Source organism: Promicromonospora panici, from assembly GCF_900608595.1.
Lineage (GTDB): Bacteria > Actinomycetota > Actinomycetes > Actinomycetales > Cellulomonadaceae > Promicromonospora > Promicromonospora panici.
Genome location: NZ_UWYY01000031.1, coordinates 1 through 26,294, shown reverse-complemented (window position 1 = coordinate 26,294; position 26,294 = coordinate 1). Strand labels below are relative to the sequence as shown.

Below are 26,294 nucleotides of genomic sequence, written 5' to 3'. Positions count from 1 at the left end.
GTTGGCCTCGGCGCCCCCCTCGTCTCCTCAGCGGCCTCCGTCGCAGGGTCCTGCTCGCCGTCGCCGTCGGACTGCTCCACGCTCTGGTGCACAGCGGTCGGCTGGTTGGACTTGCGCCTGCGCCACGGCCGCACCGCCGACGCCGAGCCCGGCCAGCAGCACCGCAGCCGTGCCCGCCGCTGCCTTGCGCGTGATCTTCTTCATGAGGTCACTCCTCGGTAGGCGGTCACCTGGTGTGACCGGCATTCGGGCTGCTGCAGTTCCTGATGCGTCACCCCGGGGTCGTGGTGTCCAAGAGCGAGATCCTGCAGAGCGTCTGGGACCTGAACTACGACGGAGACGACAACGTCGCGGAGGTCTACATCGGCTAAGGCCGGTCCACCTTGCGGCGCAAACAGAGTCTTGGCCGCAACGCTTGGAACGGGGCGACCGGCCCGGCATCTACCGACCGGCTGGGCGGCCTTGCTATACCTGCGCCGCGGCCTGACCGGTCGCCGCACTGGCCGCGTACAGGAGCTCCTTCAGGCCCGGGACAGCCTCGTGGTCGGGGTGCCAGACCAGCCGGAGGCTGAGATCGCCGGTGGCGAAGGCCAGCCGGGTGAGCCTGCCGGAGGCGAGCTCCTCGGCGACGGCGAAGTCGGGCACGAGCGAGATGCCCATGCCCTGCTCGACCCAGGCCTTGATGACGTGGACGCCTCCGACCTGCACCCGCTCTACGTCGTTGCCGAGGAGCTGCTGCCCGCGGAGCCAGAACGTGCAGGCCGGCGAGTTGGTGAGGACCTTCTCGCCGCGCAGGTCGGCTCGGACGACCCGCGCGGCCCCGGCGAGCCGGTGGCCGGGGGCGGCGATCAGGGCGAGCGGGACGGTATCGACGTCGCAGAACTGCAGCGGTGCATCGGGTGCGGCGAAGCCGAGGTCGCCGAGGCTGCCGCCGGTGTCGAGCAGCAGGGCCGCCTCGAGGTCCCCGTCTGCAACGAGGGCGAGCAGCCGGTCCCGGGCAGTCTCGGGCCGCACCTCGACGCGCAGGCTCGGGCGGCGTCCGGCGAGCCTGCCGAGGATCGCGGGGACGTGGGTGGCGACGATGGTCTCCAAGGCCCCCAGCCTGAGCTCGGGCTGCGTGTCGGCCACCTCGCGCCGGGCCCGCTCGGCGCCTTCGAGGAGGCTCGCGGCCCAGGGGCGCAGCCGCTCCCCGGCCGCGGTCGGACACATCCCCTTGGGGCTCCGGTCGAACAGAGCTGTGCCGAGTGAGGCCTCCAGGACCCGGATCTGCTCGGACACCGAGGACGGGGCCATGTCCAGGGCGACGGCGGCGGCGGTCACGGTGCGGTGCTCGGCGACTGCCGCGAAGACCCGCAGCTGGCGTAGTTCCATGCGCGCAGCAACCAACATCGGCGTTCGGATCTTCCGAACGCGGCCTTCGGGGCGGCCGGTGGAGCGCTGTGCCCGGTGCGGGCGAGGGTTGCGCCCATGACCGCCACGCTCGCGCCCCCGAAGACCCGCCCGCTCATCCTGCTCGGCATCTCGATCGGCTACGGCCTCACCATCCTGGACAGCACCATCATGGCCGCGGCCGAAGCCGACCTCACCGACACGCTCGGCGCCAGCACCTCGAGCCTGCAATGGACGGTGGCGGCCTACACGGTCGTGCTCGGGGCGTTCCTGCTCACCGCCGGGGCCACCGTCGACCGGTTCGGCGCCCACCGGGTCTTCCGCGCAGGCGTGGTCGCGTTCGGCCTGCTCTCCCTGGTCGGGGCACTCGCCCCGAACCTGGCCGCTCTCACCGGGGTCCGGGCGCTCATGGGCCTCGCGGCCGCCGCCTGCATGCCTGCCTCCATGTCCCTGATCACCCAGCTCTATACCGACCCGCGCCGCCGCGCCGGAGCCATCGGGGCATGGGCGGCGATCAGCGGCGGTGCGATGGCCGCCGGGCCCCTCGTCGGCGGTGCCGTCGTCGCCCTCGCGGGCTGGAAGGGGATCTTCTGGATCAATGTCCCCCTCGCCGCCGCAGCCCTCGCGCTCACGGCTTCCCCGGCCCTGCACGGCTCCCGCACTGACCGCCCGATCGACTGGGCTTCCCAGCTGTCCGCCTGCGCCGCACTGGGCCTGGGCATCGACGCACTCATAGCACTCGGATCTGGAGCGACCGGCCACGCCGCCGTCTCAGCCGCCGCCACGGCACTCGCCACCACCCTCTTCGCTCGCCTGGAGCGGCGCAGCAAATCTCCCGTCCTCAACCCCGCCGTGCTCCGCGCCGGCAACGTCGGCCCTGTCCTTCTCGCGGGCGGCGCCGTCAACTTTGCGCTCTCGGGCACCCTGTTCGTCCTCCCGCTGTACTTCCAGCGCACCCTCCACCTGGACGCGCTCCAGACCGGGCTCGCGTTCGTCCCGATGACCGCCGCGTTCGGCTTCCTACCGATCCTCACGGGCAAGATCATCGCCAGAACCGGGCCACGCCGTCCGATCCTCGTCGGCCTGGCGCTCCTGGCGACAGGCGCGACGGGCCTCGCTGCGGCGACCGCGACCGGCACCCTCCTGGTGCTCGTGCTCGTCACGTCGGCCTGCCTCGGCGTCGGTGTCACCTTCGCGATCCCCGCCCTCGTCGCCCTCGTGACCGGGGCCGCCCCGGCAGGCACGGCCGGTGCTGCGGGAGGCTTCTTCAACGCGACCCGGATGATGGCCGCCACGGTGGGCGTGGCTGTCATGGGCTCGATCGCAGGGGTAGACGGCAACGCGGGCGCGACCGCGTTGGCCGTCGCGCTCGCGGCAGCGGTCTGCGCGGCGGTGCTGGTTTACTCCATGACCCGTATCCGGACCACGTAACGGCTGCGGACCTCTCGCCGGATGAGTTCATGCGGCCGATCGATGATTTTCTGCGGACGCTGTTCATCAAGAGCATGGCCATGGCGCCCTCCGCAGGCCCACTCACCGAATCGTAGGCGGTGCCGGCTTGAGCTCTGACCCCGGTATTTCGCGGTGAGCGGTCGTTGCCCGATCGGCACACCGAGAAGCTGGCTCCTGATCCTTATCGTGCAACCAAAGGTTGCGCTCGGCTCGGATACGTGCAACCATCGGGTTGCGTCAAACGATCAACACAGGACATTGGGAGCTCCGATGAGCAACGACCGAATCGAACGCGACACCCTGATCACCGCGCCGCTCGAGCTGGTCTGGACCCTTGGCCCAGCCGGCGTTCTGGGTGGCCGACAAAGCCAGCCTGGCCGGCACGGTCGCCAAGGAGGGGGAGTCGATGATCGCCAAGAACCCCGAGTACGGCGACTTCCCGGTGCGCGTCGAGAAGGTCCAGCCGCCGACCTACCTCGCCTACCGCTGGGCCAGCGCCTTCCCCGGAGAAGAGCTGCGCGACGACAACTCCACCCTCGTGGAGTTCACCCTCGCTATAGAGGGCGACCAGACCCGCCTGTATGTCGTCGAAAGCGGATTCGCGACGATCGCCGCGACCGAGGAACTGCGTGGCAAGGCGGTGAAAGACAACATCGGCGGATGGACCCAGGAGCTCGACGCGCTCAAGGCTCGCGCCGAGCAATCGTCCGAGTGATGAACTCCCAGCGCGGTGGCAGCGAGGGGGTCGACCGCGTCCTCGCCGCACTGGCCGATCCGACGCGGCGCCAGGTGCTCGACCTGCTCGCCGCCGAACGCGAGGCCACCGCCACAACGCTCGCCGAACGGCTGCCGATCTCGCGGCAAGCCGTCGTCAAGCACCTCGCGATCCTCGAAGACGGCGGACTGGTCTCGAGCACCCGTGTCAGACGCGAGTTGTTGTACGTCGTGATGCCGGCAGTGCTGAACGCAACCGCCCGCTGGATGGACCGGCTCGCCGCCGACTGGGATCGTCGCCTGGCCACGATCCGGCACATCGTCGAAGCGGTGGAACGGGATTCGCGCCCCTGAACCAACCGCGCCCCTAAACCAACCAAGCAATGCCCTGACCGATCGATCGCTACCGCGGATTGAGTTCGCAACGCACTCGGCCGGACGGTCAGCCCTGTCCTCGAACGACTTCCCGAGAAAGGTCCCCCTTTGATGGCCGACACCATTTCCGCGCCGCGCTTGACCGGCAGGCAGCGGCTGATATTGCTCGTTCTCCTCGGCGCTGGCTTCACGATGTCCGTCGACTTCTCGATCCTGAATGTCGCACTGCCCGAGACCGGTGCCGGCGTCGGCATGGACGTCGCCGGATTCCCCTGGATCACCGCGGCGTACGCGCTACCCGCTGCCGGGTTCACCCTGTTCTTCGGTCGGCTGGCGGACCTGTTCGGGCGCCGCAGGCTGTTCCTGTCGAGCATGGTGCTGCTGGCTGCGGGCTCGCTGCTCGGGGGCTTCGCTTCAACGCCCGAGGTGCTCCTGACCGCCCGCGCGCTACAGGGCCTGGCCACCGCGATGGCGATCCCGGCGTCACTGTCCCTGCTCACCACCACGTTCCCGGAAGGCGCGCTGCGCGACCGCGTCCTCGGCTTCAACGGCGCGCTGCTGTCGGCCGGCTTTACCGTCGGCGCTCTGGTCGGTGGCACACTCGTCAGCCTGCTGAGCTGGCGGGCCGCGTTCTTCATCAACGTCCCGGTCGCCGTGCTCATCCTGGTGGCCACGCCGTTCGTGATCCGCGTGAGCGAAGTCAAGGACCGTCGCAAGCTGGACCTGCCGGGCGCGGTGACCGTGAGCGGCGGCCTGCTGGCCCTCATCTACGGGATCATCGAGCGCAGCCTGATCGCGGGCGTCGTCGGCGTGGTGCTGCTCGCGGCGTTCTGGTTCATCGAGCTGCGAGTGGCGGCGCCGCTCGTCCCGCTGCGCATTCTCGAGCGTCCCAATGTGAAGTGGGGCAACTATGCCGGCTTGATCATCTTCACCATGACCACCGGCATGATCTTCTTGATGACGCTCTACGTCCAGCGGACCCTGGGCTTCTCCCCGCTGGCCACCGGCCTGATCTTCGGTATCCCAGGCCTGGCGGCCGTGGCCGCCGGCGTCATCGCGGGGCGGGCCATCGGGACCTTCGGCACCCGCAAGGTCCTGACCACGGCGCTGCTCGTCCAGGGCTTGGCGACCATCCCGCTGGTGTTCACCGGCACCGATCGGTTCTGGGTGGTCGTCCTGGTCGCCGCGCTGTTCGTCGGGTTCTTCGGGCACGTCGCCGCCATCGTCGCGTACACGGTGACCGGAACCTCAGGGCTGCCCGACGAGGAACAGGGCCTGGCCACGGGGCTGACGTCGATGACGCAGCAGGTGGCCGTGACGGTAGGCATCCCGATCCTGAGCGCGATCGCGACCCTGCGCGGCGGCGAGCTCGCCGGGATCCACCTTGCGCTCACGGTGAACGTGATTGTGACGCTCGTGAGCGTCGGCCTCATCTGGGTCGGGCTGCGCCCGCGAGGGGCGAGTGAGTCGGACACGGATGCACCGGAGCCGGTCGTAGCCGGCGCGGCCGCGGGTTGAGAGGTAACAGATGTCGTTGAGGACGGTGAAAGCGGAGAACGCGACCGGGTCGAGCACATCGGCCAAGGTGAACATCGCTCTGGCCACGCTGTTCATGGCTACGTTCGTGCTCGGCTGTTCCGAGATGCTCGTGATCGGCATGCTCGACCTGATCGCCGCCGACCTCCGGGTGTCGATCTCGGCCGCGGGTGCGCTGCTGACCGCCCAGGCGCTGGGCATGGCGCTGGGTGGCCCGATCCTGACCGCCCTGACGATGAGGTGGAACAAGCGGATCATCCTGATCGGCGCGCTCGGACTGACCGTCGCCGCGAACCTCGTCCTGGTGCTGACCGCTGATTACGGCCTGTTCCTCGCCGCACGCGCGGTGGCTGGAGCGGCGCAGGGGCTGTTCATCGCGGCCGGGATCGCCGTCGCGGTGTCTCTGGTTCCCGCCGAGCGCACCGGCCGGGCCATGTCGGTTGTCATCTCCGGCTTCGCGGTCTCCTCGGCCGTGGGCGTTCCGCTCGGCACGCTGGCCGGTCAGGAGCTGGGTTGGCGCGGCTCGTTCACTGCCGTCATCGTGCTCGCCGTTATCGCCCTGGTGGCCACGCTGGGCGTGGTTTCCTCGGTACGCGGTACCAGCGAGAGAGTCTGGCAGCAGGCGCGGCACGCGTTCGCCCCGCGGGTGCTCGCCGTCCTCGGCCTGGGCGGGCTGATCTTCGCCGGGGCCGCAGCGTTCAACACGTACATGGTTCCGTTCTTGCAGGACGTTACCGGGGTCGCCGGCGGCCTGATCAGCGTGTATCTGATGGCCTTCGGTATCGCCACGGCCGTGGGCAGCTTTGGTGGCGGCCGGCTGGCCGACGCCGGCGCCGCGCGCACGCTCATCCTCGGTGCGAGCGGAGTCGCGGTGTCCCTGGCCGCGCTCTATGTCTTCGGCGAGTTCGCCTTCCTCGCCGCACTGGCCCTGTTCGCCCTGGGTCTGTTCGGGATGGGCTCAGCACCGTCGCTGCAGTACCGCGTGGTTGAGCTGGCCGGACCGGGCGGCCAGCTGGCGCAGTCTCTGCCGGCGTCCGTGGCCAACCTCGGCATCGCGCTCGGTTCGATCGCAGGTGGCCTGGCCATCGGCGCCAGCGCCGTCGCGGCCGTAGCCGTCACCGGCCTCGTCATCGCCGTCCTCGCCGTAGTGGCGGCCGTGGCAACCAGTTTCCTCAAGCCATGACCCACGCACGTTCGTCGCACACCAATGATGCAAGGAGACGATCATGAACGACCGAGCACCGAGCCCCGCCCTGCCCCCTGTGGTGGACAGAAAGACCTGGCAGGAGGCGAGGGATGCCCTGCTGGCCAGGGAGAAGGCACACACTCATGAGGGAGACGCGATCGCGGCGGCACGCAGGCGGCTGCCGATGGTGGAGATCGACGCCGGCATCGAGGTGATCGGTCCGGACGGGCCAGTCACGATCCTCGACGTCTTCAAAGGTCGTAGGCAGCTCATCGCGTACTTCCACGCCTGGTGGCCGGGCCGACCCGCGGCAGAGCAGTGTCCGGGCTGCACGTTCTTCAACAGCCAGGTCCGCGAGCTGTCCTACATCCACTCGCGCGACGCGACGTATGCCGTTCTCTGCAAGGGCCCGTACGAGCAGAGCGTCCGTTACCGGGACTTCCTCGGCCTGGAGATGCCGTGGTATTCGGCCGAGAAGACGGCGCCACAGCTCCTGGAGGGTCGGAACTGGCAGGTCCACCACCTCGTCTGCTACGTCCGCGACGGTGACCGGGTGTTCGAGACCTACTACACCGGCGGTCGCGGCGTGGAGATCATGGCCCCCACCCATGGGCTGCTGGACATGACCGTCTACGGACGGCAGGAGGCGTGGGAGGACTCGCCCGACGGCTGGCCACAGCCCTGGTACTCGGACGAGCGACCTGGGGAATTTCAGATCGACGGACGCCCCATCGCGCAGTGGGCTCGCATCGAAGCCGGCCACTCCGACGACCTGACCCGACCATGACTGTTACTTCCGCCGCGCCCGCCGTCTCCACGAGCCGCCAGCGCCTGGTCCTGTTCGTCCTCCTCGGCGCCGGCTTCCTGATGTCCGTCGACTTCTCAATTCTCGATGTCGCGCTGCCAGAAGCCGGCGCAGGAGTCGGAATGGCGGAGTCACAGCTCCACCGGATCGCCGCGTACGCGCTTCTCTCGGCAGGCTTCGCCTCCATGCGAAAGGGGTCGTTATGCGAATCGACCCGATTGCCCTCAAGGTGATCGTGCGCGACCTCCTTCGGGCCGTCGGAGCTGGCCGGGAAGCTGGTGGTCTACTCGCTGTTCTCGCGGTTGTCGTTCTCGGGCAAGGCTGTGCACCAGGGGTTCGCCTCGGGCGGGCAGGAGGCGTTCCCGCAGGGGGACGTCCATGCCTTCAGCGGGGCGCACCGCGCGATCGGGCGTGCAGGGAGCCTTGACTACCACGGCGGGAGTGGCGCTCTACCTGTGGGGGTGATACGCCGGTCGCACACCCGACGAGCGAGCAGCGGACGCCGCCCCGGCACCGGCCTGGGGTTCGGGTTCGGTCCGAGGGCGGTGCCTGCGGGCCACCACAGCTGCACCGGTCCCGGCCGCGACGAACAGGGCGGCCAGACCGAGCCAGCCCGGGGTCCCATGCTCGATGGCCGTGACGGTCACGAGCGCGGGGGCGACCATCGACGCCAGGGCGTAGCCGGTCTGGCTGAGGCCCTGGTACGCGCCGGCGTGGCGGGGGTCGGCGAGCTCGAAGGCCATGCCCCAGCCGCCCGCCTCGCCGAGGATCTCGCCGACGGAGTGGGCGAGGGCGGCCACCACGAGCAGGGCGCAGGCGGCGGCGAGGTTGCCGTACCCGGCCAGCGCGTACAGCACGCACGCAAGCGCGAGCAGCCACGACGCGCGCCGCACGGTGATCCCCGCCCGGCGCACGTCGTGCGTGCCGCGTGACGCGCGCACCTGGAGCGAGGCCACCACGACGGTGTTCAGGACCAGCAGCACCGCGACCATCGCCGTCGGCGCCTCGGTGGTGGCGACCCAGAGCGGGACGCCGACCGTCTGCAGGCCGAAGTGCATGGCGATGACGGCGTTGCACGCCACGCTCGCGACGTACGTCCGGTCCCGCAGGGGCGACGGCCCGCGCGGCGCGTCCGAGGCCCGCTCGCCGGCGGAGTCCTCGGTCATCCGGGCGGCGAGCTCGGGCACCCGGCAGCCGAGCCGCGCGAGCGGCACGGTAGCGAGCAGGAGCAGGACGCCGACGGCGAGCATCGCGGTCTGGTAGGCGGCGGGCGTGCCAACCAGGAGAGCGGCCGCTGCGGCCACGGTGCCGAGGCCGATGAAGACGTTGGTGACCACACGCATGCGCGCCCGGACCTCGACCCGCTCGGGCCCGGTGTACCACCGGGCGAGCATCGCCTGCTTGGACGAGGCGCTCGCGGAGCGCATACCCACCGCGAGGCACGCGACGAGGGTGAACACGACGGCGTCGGGAGCGAGGGTGTACGCGAGCATCGCCGCCCCGTTCAGGCCCGTGGCCCAGGCCTGGACGTGATGGGCGCCGACCCGGTCGGACAGCCGTCCCGCGGCGTACGCCGCCAGGACGCCCACGCCGCCGGCGATGCCCAGCCCGACGCCGACGGTCGTGGCGCTGAGCCCGATGACACGCGTGAAGTAGAGCGCGCTCACGGTGTAGAACACACCGCTGGACAGTGCGAACGCCATGGTGCTGAGGGTCAGGGAACGCGCGACGCGGTCGCGGGGGAAGAAGGTCTGCTGCACGCCCCTTTCTCCGTCGCGGCGGATGCCCGGAGCAATTGATGTAGCCTCCAGCTTCATGGAACCCGCACGGACCGGAGGCGCACGGACCGTCGGCGGACAGACCCGCGGCGGGCTGATCCAGTACGAGCTGGCCGGGATGGACGTCGCCGACGTGCGGTTCGCGGTATCGCCGCTCACCGAGCTCACGCTGTCCCTGCGCACGTTCCGCGACCCCGGCCGGTACCCGGTCCACCTGCCCTGGCTGCAACGCACCGAGGGTGCACGCGCGGCCCTGGACCTGCCGGTGCTTCGGGCCCTGACCAACGACGTGCTCTGGACGCCCGACTACCTCACACCCCGGCCGTACAGCCCGCTCACCCGGATTGCGGACGAGCTGGCCGCCATCGAGAGCGTGCCCGTGCCCCGCCTGGCCGATGACCTGCGCGCTGTCCACCCCGGCGACCTGCCCGCGGCCCTGCGCGGCGACCTCGGGACCGTACGCGCACGCATCGCCACGGCGCTGAGGGAGTACTGGAACACCTGTTTCGAGCCCTGGTGGCCGCGCATGCGGGCCGTCCTGCAGGCCGACGTCGTCCACCGCGGGCAGGTCATGTCCGCCTACGGGATGGCGTCGATGTTCGCCGACCTCAGCGAACGCGTCCGGCTCGTCGACGGCGTCGTGCGGGTGCGACTGGGCAGCGACGCCCGGTTCCGGCGGGCCACCACCGGCGAAGGGCTCACCCTCGTGCCGACGCTCTTCAGCCGGGGAGCGACGACCCCGATCTCGCCCGACGAGCCGCCCGTGATCATGTACGGCGCACGCGGCGTGGGCACGCTCTGGGAGACCGAGCCGGAGCGGTCGCCGAAGGCGCTCGCAGGTCTGGTGGGCGCGACGCGCGCCGGCCTGCTCACGGTGCTGGCGACGCCCGCGTCGTCGACCGAGTTGGCGGGCCGGCTCGGGGTGACGACGTCCGCGGTCAACCAGCACCTGCGCGCCCTGCGCGACGCGGGTCTGCTCGCCAGCGCACGCCACGGGCGTTCGGTGCTGTACCTGCGCTCGGAGCTGGGCGACGCCCTGGTCACCGGGGTGGCGTCGAGCCGGTCCGGCGTCCGGCACACGGGTGCGCCTGCGGGGTAGTGTGCTTGGCGCCATCGGCGCCGGAGCGCCCCGTCGAGACCAGGGAGTCAACGTTGACCGCACCCACACCCCCGCCCGATGTCCAGAACGTGCCGGCGGGCCGCTTCGTCAGTGGTGACCCGTACGTCCTTGACGCCACGGCGGTGAAGGAGCCGCCCGTCGGCTGGCGCGCCTCCTCGAGGTTCTTCGGCCCCGGCCTGATCGTCTCCGCGTCCGTCGTCGGCGCGGGGGAGCTCATCACCGCGACGTCGCTCGGCGCGCAGGCGGGCTTCGTGCTGCTCTGGCTGGTGTTCGTCTCGACCATCGTCAAGGTGGCCGTCCAGGTGGAGATGGCGCGCTACGCCATCGTCACGGGCGAGGGGGCCATGGAGGGCTACAACCGCGTCCCGCCGCGCGTGGGGCGGCTCAGCTGGGTCTTCCTGATGTGGGTGCTGATGGCGATCAGCAAGCTGATCCAGACGGGAGGCCTGATCGGTGGCATGGCCGCGGCCCTGTCGATCCTCCTGCCCCTCGGTCTCGGGCCGCTCTCGCCCGCCGCGATGACGATCTGGGCCGTCGTCGTGACGGTTGTCGCGATCGCCACCCTGATCGCGAACCGGTACGGGCTGATCGAGAACGTCGCCACCTTCCTGACGATGGCGTTCGTGGCCGTCACGGTCCTCGTGGTGATCGCGCTGCCGTTCAGCGAGTTCGCGTACTCCGCGGCCGACCTGGGGTCCGGTCTCAGCCTGCAGCTTCCACTCGGGGCGCTCGGGATCGCTCTGACGATGTTCGGCCTGACCGGCGTCGCGTCCGAGGAGATCACCGCCTACACCTACTGGTGCCTCGAGAAGGGGTATGCCCGGTGGTCGGGGCCGAACGACGGCTCCGACGCCTACCGGCGGCGTGCTCGCGGCTGGATCGCCGTCATGCAGAAGGACGCGATCGTGTCCTGGGTCATCTACACCGTCTCGACCGCGGCGTTCTTCGTCCTGGGTGCCGCGGTCCTGCATCCCCAGGGGCTGATCCCCGAGGGCAACGAGATGATCCTGACGCTGTCCGAGACCTTCGCCGGGGTCTTCGGCGAGGCCGGCCGGGTCGTCTTCCTGATCGGCGCTCTGGCGGCGCTCGGGTCGACGATCTGGGCGGCGATCCCGTCGTGGTCGCGCTCGTGGGCCAACGCCCTGTCCATCGTCGGCGTGTTCGACTGGGCCGACAGCCGCTCGCGCAACCGGTGGATGCAGGTCTTCATCGCGGCCCTGCCGAGCGTGTGGCTGCTGACCTTCCTCTGGATCAGCTCGCCTCTCGTGATGATCATGATCGGCGGTATCGCCGGCGGCATCTTCCTGGCCGCCGTCGCCGTGTCCGCGCTCTACCTGCGCCGCCGCATCGAACCGGAGCTGCGCGGCGGGCGCTTCATCCGTGCCGCACTCACCGTGAGCGCCGTCGCCATCATGGGGCTGGGCGTCTACTCCGCCGTGACCACGCTGGGCGGCTGACGCCTCGGTAGCCCGGACGCCGTCCGGGCGAGCGGCCCGGGAGTGACCCTTGCCACGTTCCGGGTCACCGCCATGGCTTGACGCGGATCAACGAGCGATTAAGTTAGGTCAGGCAAACCTAAGTCGTGCCGGATCGTCCGGTCCGGGGCGGCGTACTTGCCCCTTCCCGCATCCCTCTTCGAGGAGCCTTCCGCATGCCCTCACGCCTGCCCGCAGTGACGCAGCCAGTGAACACCGCACCCGCCCCGGGAGCGAGCCACGACACGACCGCGCTGTTGCGCGAGGCAACCGCGAGCACCTATGCGGATACGGTCCGGGAGGTCGCCGACGACGTAGCGGCCCGGCTCTCGTCCGTCACGCAGCCGTTCTCGGGCGCCAGCCGTTCCGAGCTGCAGGGCCTGGTGGACGCGGTGGACCTCGACGGACCGCCGTCGGGCACCCGGCAGGCGCTGCGCGAGGCGGGGGACCTGTACGCGAAGCACGCGATCTGGTTCCACGAGCCCACCTATACGGCGCACCTGAACTGTCCGGTCGCGCTGCCCGCGGTGGGCGCCGAGACCATGCTGGCCGCCATCAACACCTCGGTCGACACCTACGACCAGTCCACGGTCGCCACGCTCATGGAGCGCCGCCTGGTGGAGTGGACGGCGGGCCGCATCGGGTTCCCGGTCGACGGCGCGGACGGCGCGGACGGCGTCTTCACCTCGGGCGGCACCCAGTCCAACTTCCAGGCCCTGTTCCTCGCCCGCGAGAAGGCGCGGCGCGCGGGCACCCGCCTGGAGTCCATGCGGATCCTCGCCACGGCCGTGAGCCACTTCAGCATCGCCAAGTCCGCGCTCCTGCTCGGCCTGCCCGACGACGCCGTGGTCGCCGTCGGCACCGACGCCGACGGCCGGATGAGCCTCGACGCCCTGGCCGAGACGCTCGTCGACATCGAGCGCACCGGCGACACCGTGATCGCCGTCGTCGCCACCGCGGGCACCACCGACCGCGGCTGCATCGACCCGCTCGGCCCCATCGCCGACCTGTGCGACGCCGTCGGGACCTGGCTGCACGTCGACGCCGCCTACGGCTGCGGGCTGCTGGTCAGCCCCACGCGCCGCCACCTCCTGGCCGGCATCGAGCGCGCCCGCAGCGTCACCGTCGACTTCCACAAGTCGTTCTTCCAGCCCGTGTCGTCCAGCGCGCTGATCGTGCGGGAGCGCGCGGACCTCGCGCCCGTGGCCTGGCACGCCGACTACCTCAACCCCGAGGAGAACGCCGAGCCCAACCAGGTGGACAAGTCGCTGCAGACCACCCGCCGGTTCGACGCCCTCAAGCTCTGGGTCACCCTGCGCGCACTCGGCCCGGACGGCATCGGCGCCATGGTCGACGCCGTCTGCGACCTGGCCGCCGCCGTCCACCAGGACCTCGCCACCGACCGCGACTTCCGCCTCGTCGGGACCACCGACCTGTCCACCGTGCTGTTCCGCTACCAGCCCGAAGGGCTCGACGACGAGCACTCCGACGCCCTCGTCCCGCAGGTGCGGCGCGTCCTGTTCGACTCCGGCCGCGCCCTGGTCGCCAAGACCGTCGTCGACGGCCGCCCCTGCCTCAAGCTCACCTTGCTCAACCCGGACGCCACGCTCGCCGACATCCGCGGCGTGCTCGAGCTGGTCCGGTCCGCCGCGCACGGCCTGCTCGCGGGGGAGGCGCTCGCGGACACCGACGGGCCGCCGTGCCGCGACGTGCACCCGCGGCTGGCCCGCACCGAAGGAGAGACGCGATGAAGACCTACGACCTCCTCGGCATCGGGGTGGGCCCGTTCGGCCTGGGCCTGGCGGCCCTCGCCGACCCCCTCGACGACGTCGACGCCGTGTTCCTGGACCAGCGCGACGGCTTCTCCTGGCACGCGGGGATGCTGATCGAGGGGACCACCCTGCAGGTCCCGTTCCTGGCGGACCTGGTGACGATGGCCGACCCGACCTCGCGGTACTCGTTCCTGGCGTGGCTCAAGGCGACCGGGCGGCTGTACCAGTTCTACATCCGCGAGTCGTTCTACCCGCTGCGTGCCGAGTACGACCAGTACTGCCGGTGGGTGGCCGAGCAGCTCCCGACGCTGCGGTGGGGGCGGCGGGTGACGGGCGTCGTCCGCGTCCCGGACCCGGCGGTGACGTCGACGGGCGGGGACGGCGGCTACCTGTTCGAGGTGACGGCGGAGACGTCCCAGGGCGTCGAAAAATACTGTGCCAAGCACCTGGTGCTCGGCACCGGCACCCAGCCGCGCCTGCCGGCAGCCCTGAACGAGCTCGGCGGCGCGGGTCCCGTGGTGCACACCAGCGAGTACCTGCCCAACCGTGCGGAGCTGGCGGCGTCCGGCTCGGTGACCGTGGTGGGCAGCGGGCAGTCGGCCGCCGAGGTCTACCGCGACCTGCTGGACGGCTGCGGCACCGGGCCGGGGGAGCACCAGCTGACCTGGGTGACCCGCTCGCCGCGGTTCTTCCCCATGGAGTACACGAAGCTGACGCTCGAGATGACGTCGCCCGAGTACACCGACCACTACGTGTCCCTGCCGATCGAGCAGCGCGACGTCCTGGGTCGCGAGCAGCGCAACCTCTACAAGGGCATCAGCGGCGACCTGATCGACGACATCTACGACACCCTGTACCGCAAGTCCGCCCTGGGCGCCGAGGTGCCGACCACCCTGCTCAGCGACACCGAGGTGATCGCCTCCCGGTACGACGCCGCCGGCGCGGGCGGGGCCGGCGAGTACGTCCTGACCCTGCGGCACGCCCAGCTCGGCACGACGGCGGAGCACCGCACCCGCGCGGTCGTCGCGGCCACGGGCTACGCCGGTGCGGTGCCCGGCTTCCTGGCCCCGGGCCTGGTCAACCTCGACGGGCGCGGCCGGTACGCGGTCACCCGCGACTACGCCGTCGACGCCGACCGCCGCATCCACGTGGCGGGCGGCGAGGAGCACACCCACGGCGTGACCGCCCCCGACCTCGGGTTCGGGGCCTGGCGCAACTCCGTGATCCTCGCTGGCGTCACGGGCCGCGAGCCGTACCCGGTCGAGCGCCGGATCGCCTTCCAGCAGTTCGGCCTGCCGGGCTCGTCGCGGGTCGAGCCGGAGTCGCAGATCGAGCCTGAGTCACGGGTCGAGCCTGTCGCGACCAGCCCGCAGGACAACAAGATGGAGGCCGCCCGGTGAGCGCTCCGACAGCCCCGTCAACCACGACGAGCCCGCACGTCTTCGCCACGACCACCCGCCTCGGCGAGATCACGCTCGAACCCGTGGTGCCGGCGCGCGACGCCGAGCTGGTCCAGGGCTGGCTCGCCCACCCTTCGGCGTCCTACTGGCAGATGGGCGGGCTGACCGTCGACGAGGTGCGCGAGTACCTGGCCTCCGTCCAGGCCGGCCCGCACGAGGACGCCTGGCTCGGCCGCCTCGACGGCGAGCCGCTCTTCATGACCGAGACCTATGACCCGGCCCACGTGCTGCTCGACGGCGTCCACGACGCCCGGCCGGGCGACCTCGGCATGCACCTGCTCGTCGCCCCGCCCGCCACCCCGCGGCACGGCCTGACCGATGCCGTCATGACGGCGGTCATGCGCTTCTGCCTCTCCGATGCCGAACCCTTCGCCCCCACTGAGCCATTGCGCCCATCGGGCACCGACTCTGTGGGCACAATCGCTCCCCGGGACGGCCGCGCGGCCGGTGGGGGGCGCGGCGCGAGCCGCGTTGTGGTCGAGCCCGACGTCCGTAATCGGAAGATCGCCGCCAAGAACGCCGCCGCCGGGTTCCGGGTGCTGCGGGAGGTGGACCTCGGCGGGGGCGCGCACGCCAAGCGCGCCGCCCTGAGCGTCGCCACCCGCGCCGACTTCGCGGCGTCCGCCCTCGGCGACGGACCGCTGCCCGGCCCCAACCTGCCGGGCGACCTGGCGAGTTCCGACCTGCTCGCCTCGCACCTCACCGCCGGTCACATGGAGCACGCCCACCGCCACCTGGTCGCCAAGGCCCTCGCAGAGCTCGCGCACGAGCGCCTGTTCCAGCCGGAGCCCGACGACACCCCGGACGGCTATCGCCTCGCCCTCGACGGCGTCACCTACCGGTTCACCGCCCGCCGGTACGCTCTCGAGCACTGGGTGATCGACCCGGCGTCCGTCCGCCGCACGGGCGACGCCGGGCTGCGGGGCGACATCGTCCTGCCCGTGGACGCGCTGGAACTGATCGCGGAGCTGCAGCCCCTGCTGCGGGTGCCGGACGCCCTGCTGGCGACCTATCTCGAAGAGCTGTCGTCCACCCTGGCGAGCGCGGCCGCGAAGCGGGAGCGCGAGCTCGACGGGCACACGCCCTCGGTGGCCGGGCTGCTCGAGGGGATGCGGGCGGCGTCCGGCACGCGTGCCGGCGAGCCGTTCGAGCAGGCCGAGCCGTTCCAGCAGGCCGAGTCCTTTCAACAGGTGGAAGCCGCCATGTCCGAGGGGCACCCGAGCTTCATCGCGAACAACGGCCGCATCGGCTTCTCGCTGAGCGACTACCGCGCCTACGCCCCCGAGCGCGGGCAGCGCATGCGCATGCTGTGGCTCGCCGCCCGCCGCGAGCACACCCACCTCGCCCTGGCCGCCGACCGATGCGAGCAGGGCCACTACGGCGCCGAGCTGTCCGACGCCGAACGGGCCGCCTTCGCCGACCGCCTCGCCGCCCGCGGCCACGACCCGGCGGACTACCTCTACCTGCCCGTGCACCCGTGGCAGTGGGAGCACCGCGTCGCCATCACCTTCGCCGCCGACGTCGCCCGCGGCGACCTCGTGCCGCTCGGCCCGGGCTCGGACGAGTACCAGCCGCAGCAGTCGATCCGCACCATGTTCAACCGCACCCGCCCCGAGCGGCACTACGTCAAGGTCGCGCTCGCGATCCAGAACATGGGGTTCCTGCGCGGGCTCTCGCCCGCGTACATGCGGGTCACGCCGCAGATCAACGACTGGGTCGCCGACCTCGTCGCCGGCGACGAGACGCTGCGCGCCACCGGTTTCGGCGTCCTGCGAGAGGTGGCGTCGATCGGCTACACGGGCGACGTCTACCACCGCACGCCCCAGCCGAACCCCCACCGCAAGATGCTCGCGGCCCTGTGGCGCGAGTCGCCCGTGCCGCGCCTGGGCGCGGGGGAGCGGCTGGTGACCATGGCGAGCCTGCTGCACCGAGACGCGGGCGGCGCGTCGTTCGCAACCGCGCTGGTCCGCGAGTCCGGCATCGCGCCCGAACAGTGGCTGCGCGCCTACCTCGACGCCTACCTGTACCCCCTCGTGCACTGCCTGCGGACCTACGACCTGGCGTTCATGCCGCACGGCGAGAACCTCATCCTCGTGCTGCGCGACGGCGTCGTGCGCCGCGCCTTCATGAAGGACATCGGCGAGGAGGTCGCCATGCTCGGCGAACGCCCCCTGCCCGACCGGGTCGAGCGCATCCGCTCCGTCGTCGACGACGACGAGAAGGCGCTCGCGATCTTCACCGACGTGTTCGACGGCGTGCTGCGGCACCTGTCCGGCATCCTCGCCGAGGACGGCGTGCTAGGCGAGGACCGGTTCTGGGCGCTCGTGGCCGAGACCATCGACCGGCACGCCGCCGAGCACCCCGACCTCGGAGCGGGCACGGGCGCCGGGCCCGGGGCCGGCGTCGACCTGCGGGCCGAGCGCTTCGCGCACTCGTGCCTGAACCGCCTGCAGCTGCGCAACACCCTGCAGATGGTGGACCTGACCAACCAGTCGGAGTCGCTGATCTACGCGGGAACTCTCTCCAACCCGGTGGGAAGACAAGCAGGGAGACAAGCAGGGCGACGAGCAGAGAGATGATGGCAGACGTGGACTTCGACCTGTTTCGAGACGATCTCGGCATCCCGCACGTGCGGGCCGCCTCGGAGACCGCCCTGGCCTACGGCCAGGGCTGGGTGACCGCCCAGGACCGGGGGCTGCAGATCGAGGCGGACCGGATGCGCGCCGAGGAGCGGTACGCCGACCTCGCGGGCGAGGCGGGTGCCGCCTGGGACCGGTTCGCGGCGCGCGAGCGCCTGGCCGCGACGGCCCAGCGCATCTACGCCGCCCTGGCCGCACCGGAGCAGGTCTGGCTGGCGGCCTATGCGGACGGCGTGAGCGCCGGCCTGATCGCCGGCGGGCGGGACGTGCCCGAGCTGGCCGCACTGCCGCACCGCCCGTGGTTGCCGTGGACGCCGGTCGGCGTGTTCCTCGCGACCCACGTCCTGTTCAACGGGTTCCCGAGCATCCTGTGGCGAGCGCACGTGGCCCGCCATCTGCACGTGCCTGGTGTGCCGCTGGAGCAGGTGCTGGGCCTGTTCGCCGCCGACTCCGGCGCGAGCTCCGGCTCGAACGCGTGGGCCGTGCACGGGTCGTTCACGGAGTCGGGCAGCCCACTGGTCGCGGGTGACCCCCACCGCACGCTGGAGCTCCCGGGCCCGTACCAGCAGGTCCGGCTGGCGTGCACCGACCCGGCCGACCCGTACGACGTGCTCGGGTTCGCGTTCCCGGGGGTGCCGGGCATCCTCCACTTCGGGCACGCGGTCCAGCCCGCCGCGGGGGAGCGCCCGGCATCGTCCGTGGCCTGGGGCATCACCAACGCCGCCGCGCACCACGTCGAGGTCGTGTCCGACGGCGCGGACAGCGCAGGACCCGGCGGCTGGCGCCTGCACTGGCCCGCGCGCGAGCTGTCCGACGCCGGCGTCGCCTCCTGGCGCGCCCTGCTGCACGCCCGCACCGCGCACGACGTCGCCGCGGCGTTCGCCGGGTGGGTGGACCCGGTCAATCGGGTGCTCACGGCGGACAGCACGGGCGCCGTCCTCAGCCTGACCGCGGGCAAGGTCCCCGCCGTCGTGTCCGCCGTGCCGGACCGCGCGCTGCCCGCCGCCAAGCCGGCGGACGGCTACGTCGACCTTCCCGCGCCGACGCCGGTGACCCAGGTCGCCGTCGACGCGAACGAGCGGCCCGTGACCCAGCCGCCGGCCGAGCTGGACGGCCGCCCGGGCCTCGGCCCGCGCGACGTCCGGCCCGGCCGCGAGGTACACGAGCTGGGCTGGTCGTACGCGCCCCACCGCGCGGAGCGGATCCGGCAGCTGCTCGCGGAGGCGCCCGCCCCGGAGTCGCCCGCGACCCAGGCCCGCATCCACGGCGACACCCGCGACCTCGGCGCGCCCGGCCTCGTCGCGCACCTCGCAGCCGACCCCTCCGACGCCGCCGTCCGGCTGCGGGCCTGGGTCACGGCCGGCGCCCACGTCGACGCCGACTCCACCGACGCCGCCCTCTACATGCGCTGGCGGGACACCCTGGCGCACCGCCTCGCCGCCCATCCCGTGTTCGCCCCCCTGCACGAGCCGCACGGGCAGGACCCGGCCCTCGCACCGGTGCTCGCCGGGGTCTTCCACGTACCGACGGCGGTCGGGGCCGGGCTCGCGCACATCCTCGCGGCAGACTGGCTGGGCGTCGACGCCGCCGCCGAGGCGAGCGCAGCGCTGTCCGAGGTGGCGCGCGCCGCCGTCGGGCACGGCGAGCCGACCTGGGGCGAGCTGCACGTCCCCGACCCGCTCCACCCCGTCCCGGGCCCCGTCGTCCCGGTCCCGCATGCCGCCGGCCCCGCTGCGTTCAGCCCCGCACCCGTCTCGGGGAACAACGAGACCGTGCGCTGCACGGGCGGGTCCCCGGGCGTCGCCCCGACCGCCTACCGCGGGTCCGTGGCCCGCTACGTCTGGGACCTCGCCGACCGCGCCAACAGCCGGTGGGGCGTCCCCTTCGGCGCCGACGGTCGGCCCGGCAGCCCGCACTTCGACGACCAGCACGCCACCTGGGCCGATGCCCGCACCACCGCCGTCGTCACCGGCTGGGACCGCCTGCACCCCGTCGACACGACCGGCCGCCTGCTCAACGGCGCCCGCGGGGAGGAGGTGTGGCGCCGCGGCTTCGGTCCCGACGGCGTCATCACCGTGCACATGCTGGACCCCGAGGCGGACGCCGACGTCCTGCACGGCTGGTTCACCCAGCCGCGCGCCGCCTTCTGGGGGATGGGCGAGCACACCCGCGACGAGGTACGCGACACGTACACGTTCGTCGAGTCCCTGCCGACCCACCACGCCTACCTCGTGCGCTGGGACGGGGAGCCCGTCGTCCTCGTGCAGGCCTACCACCCGGAGCATGACCCCGTCGCCACCGCCTACGACGTCCGGCCCGGCGACCTCGGCCTGCACTTCTTCCTCGGCAGCCGCGGCCCGACCGCCCGGCACGGGTCGCCGGACGACCCCTGGACGGTGCTCGGCCCCGCCATGCGGGCCTTCCTCTTCGCCGGCCCCGGCACCCGGCGGGTCGTCGGCGAGCCCGACACGCGCAACGAGAAAGCGGTGCGCCGCATGACGACGATGGGCTTCACCGCGGGCGAGGTCGTACGGTTCGAGTCGCCGCAGGGACCCAAGGAGGCCCGCATGGCCTACCTGACGCGCGAGCAGGCGCTCGCGGACACGGCGGCCGGGTAGCGTGGTCCGCTAACGTCGCGTCATGGCGACTGAACCGGCCCACCGCACCCTGCTCGTCCGCCCGCCGTCGCCCAGCCTGGCGGACGGCGAGCTGACCCACCTCGAACGCGTCCCGGTCGACGCCGGCCTGGCCGCCCAGCAGTGGCGCCGGTACGTGGACGTGTTCCGCGACCACGGCTGGGACGTGCACGAGATACCGGCGGCGGAGGCGCACCCGGACGGGGTGTTCGTCGAGGACACGGTGGTGGTCTTCGACGGCCTCGCCGTCCTGACCCGTCCCGGCGCCCGGTCCCGGCGGGGCGAGGTGGCGTCCGTGCGACCGGTGGTCGAGCGTGTCGCGCACGAGATCGCCGAGATCATCGAGCCGGGCACGCTCGAGGGCGGCGACATCCTGAAGGTCGGCCGCACCGTCTACGTCGGCCGCACGGCGCGCACGAACGCCGAGGGTTCCGCCCAGCTCCGGGCGCTGCTCGAGCCGCGTGGGTGGCGGGTCGTCGAGGTGCCCGTGACCCGGGCGCTGCACCTGAAGTCGGCAGTCACCGCGTTGCCCGACGGCACGATCATCGGGTACGGCCCCACGGTCGACGACGCCACCCTCTTCAAGGAGTTCCTGCAGGTCCCGGAGGCGGAGGGCAACGCCGTCGTCGTCCTGGACGACACCACCGTGCTGCTGTCGGACGCCGCGCCCGGCACCGCGGAGCTGCTCCGCGGGAGAGGGCTCACGGTGCGCACCACGCCCGTGACGGAGTTCGAGAAGCTCGAGGGCTGCGTGACCTGTCTGTCGGTGCGGGTGCGCTGAGCCGGTAGCCGTCCCGCACGCGGGACCGAATGCACGATCTGTGACGCAGGTCACAGAACCGTTAGGTGCTTACCCAAACTAACAACTTGCACCCAGCGGGATAATGGACCCGATGCCTCTCAACGACGACAGTTCGAATCGATCTGATCATTCCCCCGAGCGCAGCACATTCGCCTCGATCCGGCGCCTCTACCCCTACGTCCGCACGGCCTTGCCACGCCTGCTCGGCGGCCTGGCCGCGTCGCTCGGCGCCAGCCTCATGGCGCTCGCCATCCCGCGTGTCCTGCAGTGGGTCACCGACGGCCCTCTCGCGACCGACGCGCGCGAGCACGACTGGTCGGGCCTGATCTGGTCCGTCGTCCTCGTCGCAGCGCTCGGTGCGGGGGAGGCGGGCCTGATCCTCTTGCGCCGCACGCTCGTCATGTTTCCCGGGACGCGCGTCGAGGCCGCGATGCGCATGGCCCTGTTCCGGCACCTGCAGGACCTCCCGGTGGCGTTCCACGACCGCTGGCCCGGCGGGCAGCTGCTGAGCCGGATCATGGGCGACCTCGGCCTGCTGCGCCGCTGGCTCGTGTTCGGGATCCTGCAGCTCGTCGTCAGCTTCGTGACCATCGTGGTGGGTGTCGGCCTGCTCGTGGCCACGGGCGGCTGGCTCGGGATCATCTTCCTGTGCGGGTCGGTGCCGGTGACGATCCTGGCGTTCCGGTTCTCCCGCAAGTACCGCAAGATCTCGCGGCTGTCCCAGGACCAGTCGGGCGACCTCGCCACCACCGTCGAGGAGTCCGTGCACGGCATCCGCGTGCTGAAGGCGTTCGGCCGCGGCCCGGACGCGCTGGACCAGTTCACCGACCAGGCCTCCGAGCTGCGTGAGACCGAGATCCGCAAGGCCACCACCGACGCCGGCCTGACGACCGCCCTGCGCGTCATCCCCGAGGTCACGAACGGCGTGGCGCTGGTCGCGGGTGCCTACCTGGTGGCCCAGGGCGACATGACGCTCGGCGCCCTCGTCGCGTTCTTCGCCACCACCGCCGTCATCAACGGCCCGGTGGTCGACCTCGGCATGACCCTGTCGATGACGCTCAACGCACGTACCGCCGTCGACCGGTTCTTCGAGGTCATGGACACGGTCAACCCGCTGACCGACCCTGCCGACCATGCCGAGCCAGCCGAGCCCGGCGCCGGTGGCGCGGGCGGGCACGTCGCCTTCCGCGACGTCACCTTCCGGTACGACGACGCCGCGCGTCCCGTGCTCGACAGCGTGGACCTCGAGCTGCCGCCCGGCACCACCACGGCGCTGGTCGGCCTGACGGGTTCCGGCAAGTCGACCCTCGCGATGCTCCCGCCGCGGCTCTTCGACGTCACCGACGGTGTCGTCGAGGTGGACGGCGTCGACGTGCGGGAGATGACGCGCGCCCAGGTGCGCGAGCTGGTCGCCGTCGCCTTCGAGGACCCCACGCTGTTCTCCGCGTCCGTGCGGGACAACGTGCTGCTCGGCGTCTCCGACGACGTGCCCCGGGCCGAGCGCGAGGCTCTGATGACCGAGGCCCTCGAGGTTGCCCAGGCACACTTCGTCGCCGACCTGCCCGACGGCGTCGACACCCGCATCGGCGAGGAGGGTCTGTCGCTGTCCGGCGGGCAGCGGCAGCGCCTCGCGCTGGCCCGCGCCATCGCCGCCCGGCCGCGGGTTCTCGTGCTCGACGACCCGCTGTCCGCGCTCGACGTCACCACCGAGGAGGCGGTGACGGCCCGGCTGCGGGACGTGCTCGTGGCCACGACCAGCCTCATCATCGCGCACCGGCCGTCGACGGTGGCTCTTGCCGACCGGGTGGCCGTGCTCCAGGGCGGGCGGATCACCGCCGTCGGGACGCACCAGGAGCTGCTCGCGAACGACCTCCACTACCGGTACATCATCTCGAGCCTGGAGGGGGACTACGAGGCGCACGGGCACGGGTACGGGCAGGACGGCGCCCAGGACCCTCCGCTCGAGGAGTCCGAGCCGCTCGGCCCGGACCCGCGGGGCGGCGACCCGCGAAGCTCCGACCCGCAGAGCCAGGAGGCGCTGTCATGACCGCCACCACCCAGCCCGCCGACCGCCGTCGGCCCACCGATGCCGCCGCGGACGACGTGACGAGCCTCGGCAAGGAGGCTTCCCGCAGCGTCCGACGCCGGTCCATGCAGCTGCTCGGCGACCTGCTGCGCCCGCACAAGCGCGCCCTGGCGTGGGCCGCCGTGCTCGTCGTGGCGTCCACGCTCGGCCAGGTGGCCGGGCCGCTGCTCGTCGGCGTGACCATCGACGACGCCGTCCCGGCGCTGCGTGACGGTTCGGTGACGCCGCTGGTCCTCCTGGGCGCCGCGTACCTGGCGGCGGCCCTGCTCGGCGGTATCGCCGCGGGCGCCTACGTGCGGGCCGCTGCCCGCATCGCCCAGGCGGTGCTGCTGGACCTGCGCCGCCGCGTCTTCCGGCAGACCCAGCGGCTGTCGCTGGAGTTCCACGAGTCGTACACGTCGGGCCGCATCATCTCCCGGCAGACCTCCGACCTGGAGGCCCTGCGCGAGCTGCTCGACGGCGGCCTGACGGGCGTCGTCTCCTCGCTGCTCCTGATGGTGTTCACGTTCGGCTTCCTGTTCTTCGTGGACTGGCAGTCCGGGCTGGTGCTCACCGTGGCGTTCGTCCCGGCGTGGCTGCTCACCCGCTGGTTCCAGCGCATGTCGCAACGGTTCTACCGGGAACAGCGGACGGCGTCGGCCCGGCTCATCGTCAAGTTCGTCGAGACCATGACCGGTATGCGGGCGGTGCAGGCGTTCCGCCGCGAGCCCACCACCGAGGCCGACTACCGCAAGCTCGGCGAGGACTACCGCGACGCCAACCTGCAGATCTTCGGCGTCAACGGCCGGTTCCAGCCGGGCCTCATCCTGATCGGCAACCTGACCGTGGTGGCTGCTCTCGCGATCGGCGGGTGGCGCGTGCTGGACGGGTCGCTCGAGGTGGGCGTGCTGGCCGCCGTCCTGCTGTACTGCAAGCGGTTCTTCCAGCCGGTGCAGCAGCTGGGCATGTTCTACAACTCGTTCCAGTCCGCGACGGCGGCGCTGGAGAAGGTGTCGGGCCTGCTCTCGGAGGAGCCGACCGTGACGGAGCCCGCGAACCCCACGCCGCTGCCCCTGTCGGACGGCGGGCGGGCGCGCGGCGAGCTGCGGCTCGACCACGTGCGGTTCCAGTACGGCGACGGGCCAGTGGTGCTGCCCGACCTGGACCTCACCATCCCCGCCGGCCAGACCGTGGCGGTCGTGGGCACCACCGGCGCCGGCAAGTCGACGGTGGCCAAGCTGGTGACGCGGTTCTACGACGCGTCGGAGGGTGCGGTGCGCCTGGACGGGGTTGACGTGCGGGACCTGGCGTCGACGGACCTGCGTCGCGCCGTCGTCATGGTCACGCAGGAGGCCTACCTGTTCAGCGGGTCGGTGCGCGAGAACATCGCCCTCGGGCGGCCCGGAGCGAGCCAGGCCGAGATCGAGGCGGCGGCGCGTGCCGTGGGCGCGCACGAGTTCGTGCTCGACATGCCCGACGGGTACGACACCGACGTGAACAAGCGCGGCGGGCGGGTCTCCGCCGGGCAGCGGCAGCTGCTGTCGTTCGCCCGGGCGTTCCTCGCCGATCCCGCCGTCCTGGTGCTGGACGAGGCGACGTCGTCGCTCGACATGCCCGGCGAGCGGCTCGTGCAGCGCGGCCTGCAGACGCTGCTCTCCGACCGGACGGCGATCATCATCGCGCACCGCCTGTCCACGGTGGCGATCGCGGACCGGGTGCTGGTCATGGAGCACGGGCGGATCGTCGAGGACGGCACACCCGCCGACCTGATCGCGGGCGACGGGCAGTACGCCCGGCTGCACGCGGCGTGGCAGGACTCGCTGGTCTAGCGCCGGTACCCGGCCAGCCCGCCCGCGATCGCCGACAGCGCGCGGTCGAGCTCGTCGTCGGTCACGCCGCCGAAGCCGACGACGAGCCCCGCGAGGCCCGGGCTCCGGCAGTACTCGGCCAGGAGCGGGAGGTCGAACCCCGCGGCTCGGGCGGCGTCCCGGGCCGCGGCGGCGGCGTCCGGATCGGTGAGCCAGGTCGAGTACATCCCGGCCAGCGGCCCGGCGAGCTCGGCGTGCGGTTCCAGGGCGGCCGCGACCCGCGGTGCCCGGTCCGCGTAGACCCGTCGAGCGGTGCGGACGACCTTGTCGGCCCAGCCGTCGCGCAGCAGGGTCAGCATCGCCCGCTGGGTGGGCCAGGGCGGGGTGTCGTGGGTGACCGTGCGGCGTCGGACGAGGCGTTCGTGGATCTCCCGCGGCGCGACCAGCCAGCCGAGCCGCAGGCTGGGGCTGACCGACTTGGAGGCGCTGCCGAGGTAGGCGACGCGCGACCGGTCGAGGACCGCGAGGGCGGGCACGGGGGCGACGTCGTACCGGAACTCGGAGTCGTAGTCGTCCTCGACGACCAGGGACTCCGCTGCACGGGCGGAAGCCAGCAGGGCCAGCCGGTCCGCGGCCGGCATGACCCGGCCCAGCGGGTGCTGGTGGGCGGGCGTGACGTAGGCGGCGGCGCACCCGGCCAGGTCCGTGACCGGCGCGAGCGCCGGATGGTCGACGACGGCGCGCCCGGACGCCCGGACCGTCTCGACCGCCGCGCGGTAACCGGGGTCCTCGACGAGAACGCCCCCGGGGCCGAGCGCGCCCAGCAGCTGGCGCAGCCCGTCCGTGGTGCCGGCCGTCACGAGGATCTCGTCCGGCCCCACGGTCAGGCCTCGGGTGCGGGCGAGCCGTTCGGCGAGCGCTTCGCGCAGCTCGGGGATGCCGCGCGGGTCGGGATAACCCCGGGGCGGCCTGGCCGCGGAGACCTCCCGCCAGGCGCGGCGCCAGCCCGCGAGGTGGCGCGGATCGATCCAGGGTGTGCCGGCGTCCAGGCGGACGTACCGCGGCTCGCGCGTCGCGAGCCGCGGCGGTGGAGCCTGCACCGGGAGCTCCTCGCCCGACGCCACGAAGGTGCCCGCCCCCCGGCGCGTCTCGACCCAGGCCTCGGCCAGGAGCTGGTCGTACGCCTGCTCGACGACGGCGCGCGCCACGCCCAGGTCGGCCGCCAGCGCGCGGCTGGAGGGCAGGCGGTCGCCCGTGGTGAGCGTGCCGTCGGTCACCAGCC

19 protein-coding genes are annotated in these 26,294 nt (G+C 72.2%); 16 read left to right on the top strand and 3 right to left on the bottom strand.

What is annotated here, in order from left to right:
- The first annotated feature begins 251 nt into the window (after window positions 1-251).
- Window positions 252-371 carry a winged helix-turn-helix domain-containing protein gene (locus EW117_RS26905; protein WP_340641117.1) on the top strand — a complete coding sequence of 40 codons (120 nt, stop codon included), beginning with the start codon at window positions 252-254 and terminating at the stop codon, window positions 369-371.
- 94 nt (window positions 372-465) lie between these two features.
- Here EW117_RS26905 and EW117_RS26900 read toward each other — a convergent pair whose 3' ends face one another.
- Entirely contained in the window at window positions 466-1,371 is a 906-nt protein-coding gene (locus tag EW117_RS26900) for a LysR family transcriptional regulator (RefSeq protein ID WP_129789802.1), read from the bottom strand.
- 96 nt (window positions 1,372-1,467) lie between these two features.
- On the opposite strand from EW117_RS26900, the gene EW117_RS26895 reads away from it, so the two are divergent.
- The 6 genes from EW117_RS26895 (at window position 1,468) to EW117_RS26870 (ending at window position 7,439) form a co-directional block, all read left to right on the top strand.
- Entirely contained in the window at window positions 1,468-2,820 is a 1,353-nt protein-coding gene (locus tag EW117_RS26895; RefSeq protein WP_129789801.1) for an MFS transporter, read from the top strand.
- Window positions 2,821-3,175: 355 nt separating this feature from the next.
- Window positions 3,176-3,556 carry an SRPBCC domain-containing protein gene (locus tag EW117_RS26890; RefSeq protein WP_207212086.1) on the top strand — a complete coding sequence of 127 codons (381 nt, stop codon included), beginning with the start codon at window positions 3,176-3,178 and terminating at the stop codon, window positions 3,554-3,556.
- Window positions 3,556-3,909, top strand: coding sequence for an ArsR/SmtB family transcription factor (locus EW117_RS26885; RefSeq protein WP_129789800.1), 354 nt, complete (start codon window positions 3,556-3,558; stop codon window positions 3,907-3,909). Before EW117_RS26890 ends, EW117_RS26885 begins: the two co-directional genes overlap by 1 nt.
- A 132-nt stretch (window positions 3,910-4,041) precedes the next feature.
- Window positions 4,042-5,448: an MFS transporter gene (locus tag EW117_RS26880; RefSeq protein ID WP_129789799.1), complete on the top strand. Its 1,407-nt coding sequence runs from the start codon at window positions 4,042-4,044 to the stop codon at window positions 5,446-5,448.
- Between the two features lie 10 nt (window positions 5,449-5,458).
- Window positions 5,459-6,649 (top strand): MFS transporter, encoded by a 1,191-nt coding sequence (locus tag EW117_RS26875; protein ID WP_129789798.1) that lies wholly within the window; start codon window positions 5,459-5,461, stop codon window positions 6,647-6,649.
- A 43-nt stretch (window positions 6,650-6,692) separates the two neighbouring features.
- Complete coding sequence (locus EW117_RS26870) at window positions 6,693-7,439, top strand: DUF899 family protein (RefSeq protein ID WP_129789797.1); 747 nt, start codon at window positions 6,693-6,695, stop codon at window positions 7,437-7,439.
- 467 nt (window positions 7,440-7,906) lie between these two features.
- Here the strand turns inward: EW117_RS26870 and EW117_RS26865 are convergent, their stop codons facing one another.
- Window positions 7,907-9,217, bottom strand: a complete 1,311-nt coding sequence (locus tag EW117_RS26865; protein WP_207212085.1) for an MFS transporter — start codon at window positions 9,215-9,217, stop codon at window positions 7,907-7,909.
- A gap of 55 nt (window positions 9,218-9,272) precedes the next feature.
- Between EW117_RS26865 and EW117_RS26860 the strand changes: the two genes are divergently transcribed.
- The 9 genes from EW117_RS26860 to EW117_RS26820 all read left to right on the top strand — a co-directional run bounded on the left by EW117_RS26860 (window position 9,273) and on the right by EW117_RS26820 (window position 25,033).
- Window positions 9,273-10,334, top strand: a complete 1,062-nt coding sequence (locus EW117_RS26860; protein ID WP_242504596.1) for an ArsR/SmtB family transcription factor — start codon at window positions 9,273-9,275, stop codon at window positions 10,332-10,334.
- A 53-nt stretch (window positions 10,335-10,387) separates the two neighbouring features.
- On the top strand, window positions 10,388-11,812 hold the full coding sequence (locus EW117_RS26855; RefSeq protein WP_207212084.1) for an Nramp family divalent metal transporter: 1,425 nt from the start codon (window positions 10,388-10,390) through the stop codon (window positions 11,810-11,812).
- Between the two features lie 194 nt (window positions 11,813-12,006).
- Window positions 12,007-13,581, top strand: a complete 1,575-nt coding sequence (locus EW117_RS26850; protein WP_242504595.1) for a pyridoxal phosphate-dependent decarboxylase family protein — start codon at window positions 12,007-12,009, stop codon at window positions 13,579-13,581.
- Window positions 13,578-15,002, top strand: a complete 1,425-nt coding sequence (locus EW117_RS26845; protein ID WP_129789795.1) for a lysine N(6)-hydroxylase/L-ornithine N(5)-oxygenase family protein — start codon at window positions 13,578-13,580, stop codon at window positions 15,000-15,002. The genes EW117_RS26850 and EW117_RS26845 overlap by 4 nt, the downstream gene beginning before the upstream one ends.
- Window positions 14,999-17,641, top strand: coding sequence for a GNAT family N-acetyltransferase (locus EW117_RS26840; RefSeq protein WP_129789794.1), 2,643 nt, complete (start codon window positions 14,999-15,001; stop codon window positions 17,639-17,641). Before EW117_RS26845 ends, EW117_RS26840 begins: the two co-directional genes overlap by 4 nt.
- Window positions 17,638-20,319: a GNAT family N-acetyltransferase gene (locus tag EW117_RS26835; protein WP_129789793.1), complete on the top strand. Its 2,682-nt coding sequence runs from the start codon at window positions 17,638-17,640 to the stop codon at window positions 20,317-20,319. Before EW117_RS26840 ends, EW117_RS26835 begins: the two co-directional genes overlap by 4 nt.
- A 22-nt stretch (window positions 20,320-20,341) precedes the next feature.
- Window positions 20,342-21,118: a dimethylargininase gene (gene ddaH / locus EW117_RS26830; protein WP_129789792.1), complete on the top strand. Its 777-nt coding sequence runs from the start codon at window positions 20,342-20,344 to the stop codon at window positions 21,116-21,118.
- Between the two features lie 112 nt (window positions 21,119-21,230).
- Window positions 21,231-23,186, top strand: a complete 1,956-nt coding sequence (locus EW117_RS26825; protein WP_129789791.1) for an ABC transporter ATP-binding protein — start codon at window positions 21,231-21,233, stop codon at window positions 23,184-23,186.
- The gene (locus EW117_RS26820) at window positions 23,183-25,033 is read left to right on the top strand and encodes an ABC transporter ATP-binding protein (RefSeq protein WP_129789790.1); all 1,851 of its coding nucleotides are present in this window, start codon (window positions 23,183-23,185) and stop codon (window positions 25,031-25,033) included. Before EW117_RS26825 ends, EW117_RS26820 begins: the two co-directional genes overlap by 4 nt.
- Here the strand turns inward: EW117_RS26820 and EW117_RS26815 are convergent.
- Window positions 25,030-26,294: aminotransferase-like domain-containing protein (locus tag EW117_RS26815; RefSeq protein WP_165362884.1), on the bottom strand; the 1,265-nt coding region annotated here is incomplete at its 5' end. The two genes, EW117_RS26820 and EW117_RS26815, sit on opposite strands and share 4 nt — an antisense overlap.

Excerpts from the sequence above, each read along its gene's own strand:
- EW117_RS26900 (WP_129789802.1), bottom strand. The coding sequence starts at position 1,371 with ATGGAACTACGCCAGCTGCGGGTCTTCGCGGCAGTCGCCGAGCACCGC.
- EW117_RS26895 (WP_129789801.1), top strand. The coding sequence starts at position 1,468 with ATGACCGCCACGCTCGCGCCCCCGAAGACCCGCCCGCTCATCCTGCTC.
- EW117_RS26885 (WP_129789800.1), top strand. The coding sequence starts at position 3,556 with ATGAACTCCCAGCGCGGTGGCAGCGAGGGGGTCGACCGCGTCCTCGCC.
- EW117_RS26880 (WP_129789799.1), top strand. The coding sequence starts at position 4,042 with ATGGCCGACACCATTTCCGCGCCGCGCTTGACCGGCAGGCAGCGGCTG.
- EW117_RS26875 (WP_129789798.1), top strand. The coding sequence starts at position 5,459 with ATGTCGTTGAGGACGGTGAAAGCGGAGAACGCGACCGGGTCGAGCACA.
- EW117_RS26870 (WP_129789797.1), top strand. The coding sequence starts at position 6,693 with ATGAACGACCGAGCACCGAGCCCCGCCCTGCCCCCTGTGGTGGACAGA.
- EW117_RS26860 (WP_242504596.1), top strand. The coding sequence starts at position 9,273 with ATGGAACCCGCACGGACCGGAGGCGCACGGACCGTCGGCGGACAGACC.
- EW117_RS26850 (WP_242504595.1), top strand. The coding sequence starts at position 12,007 with ATGCCCTCACGCCTGCCCGCAGTGACGCAGCCAGTGAACACCGCACCC.
- EW117_RS26845 (WP_129789795.1), top strand. The coding sequence starts at position 13,578 with ATGAAGACCTACGACCTCCTCGGCATCGGGGTGGGCCCGTTCGGCCTG.
- EW117_RS26835 (WP_129789793.1), top strand. The coding sequence starts at position 17,638 with ATGATGGCAGACGTGGACTTCGACCTGTTTCGAGACGATCTCGGCATC.
- ddaH (WP_129789792.1), top strand. The coding sequence starts at position 20,342 with ATGGCGACTGAACCGGCCCACCGCACCCTGCTCGTCCGCCCGCCGTCG.
- EW117_RS26825 (WP_129789791.1), top strand. The coding sequence starts at position 21,231 with ATGCCTCTCAACGACGACAGTTCGAATCGATCTGATCATTCCCCCGAG.
- EW117_RS26820 (WP_129789790.1), top strand. The coding sequence starts at position 23,183 with ATGACCGCCACCACCCAGCCCGCCGACCGCCGTCGGCCCACCGATGCC.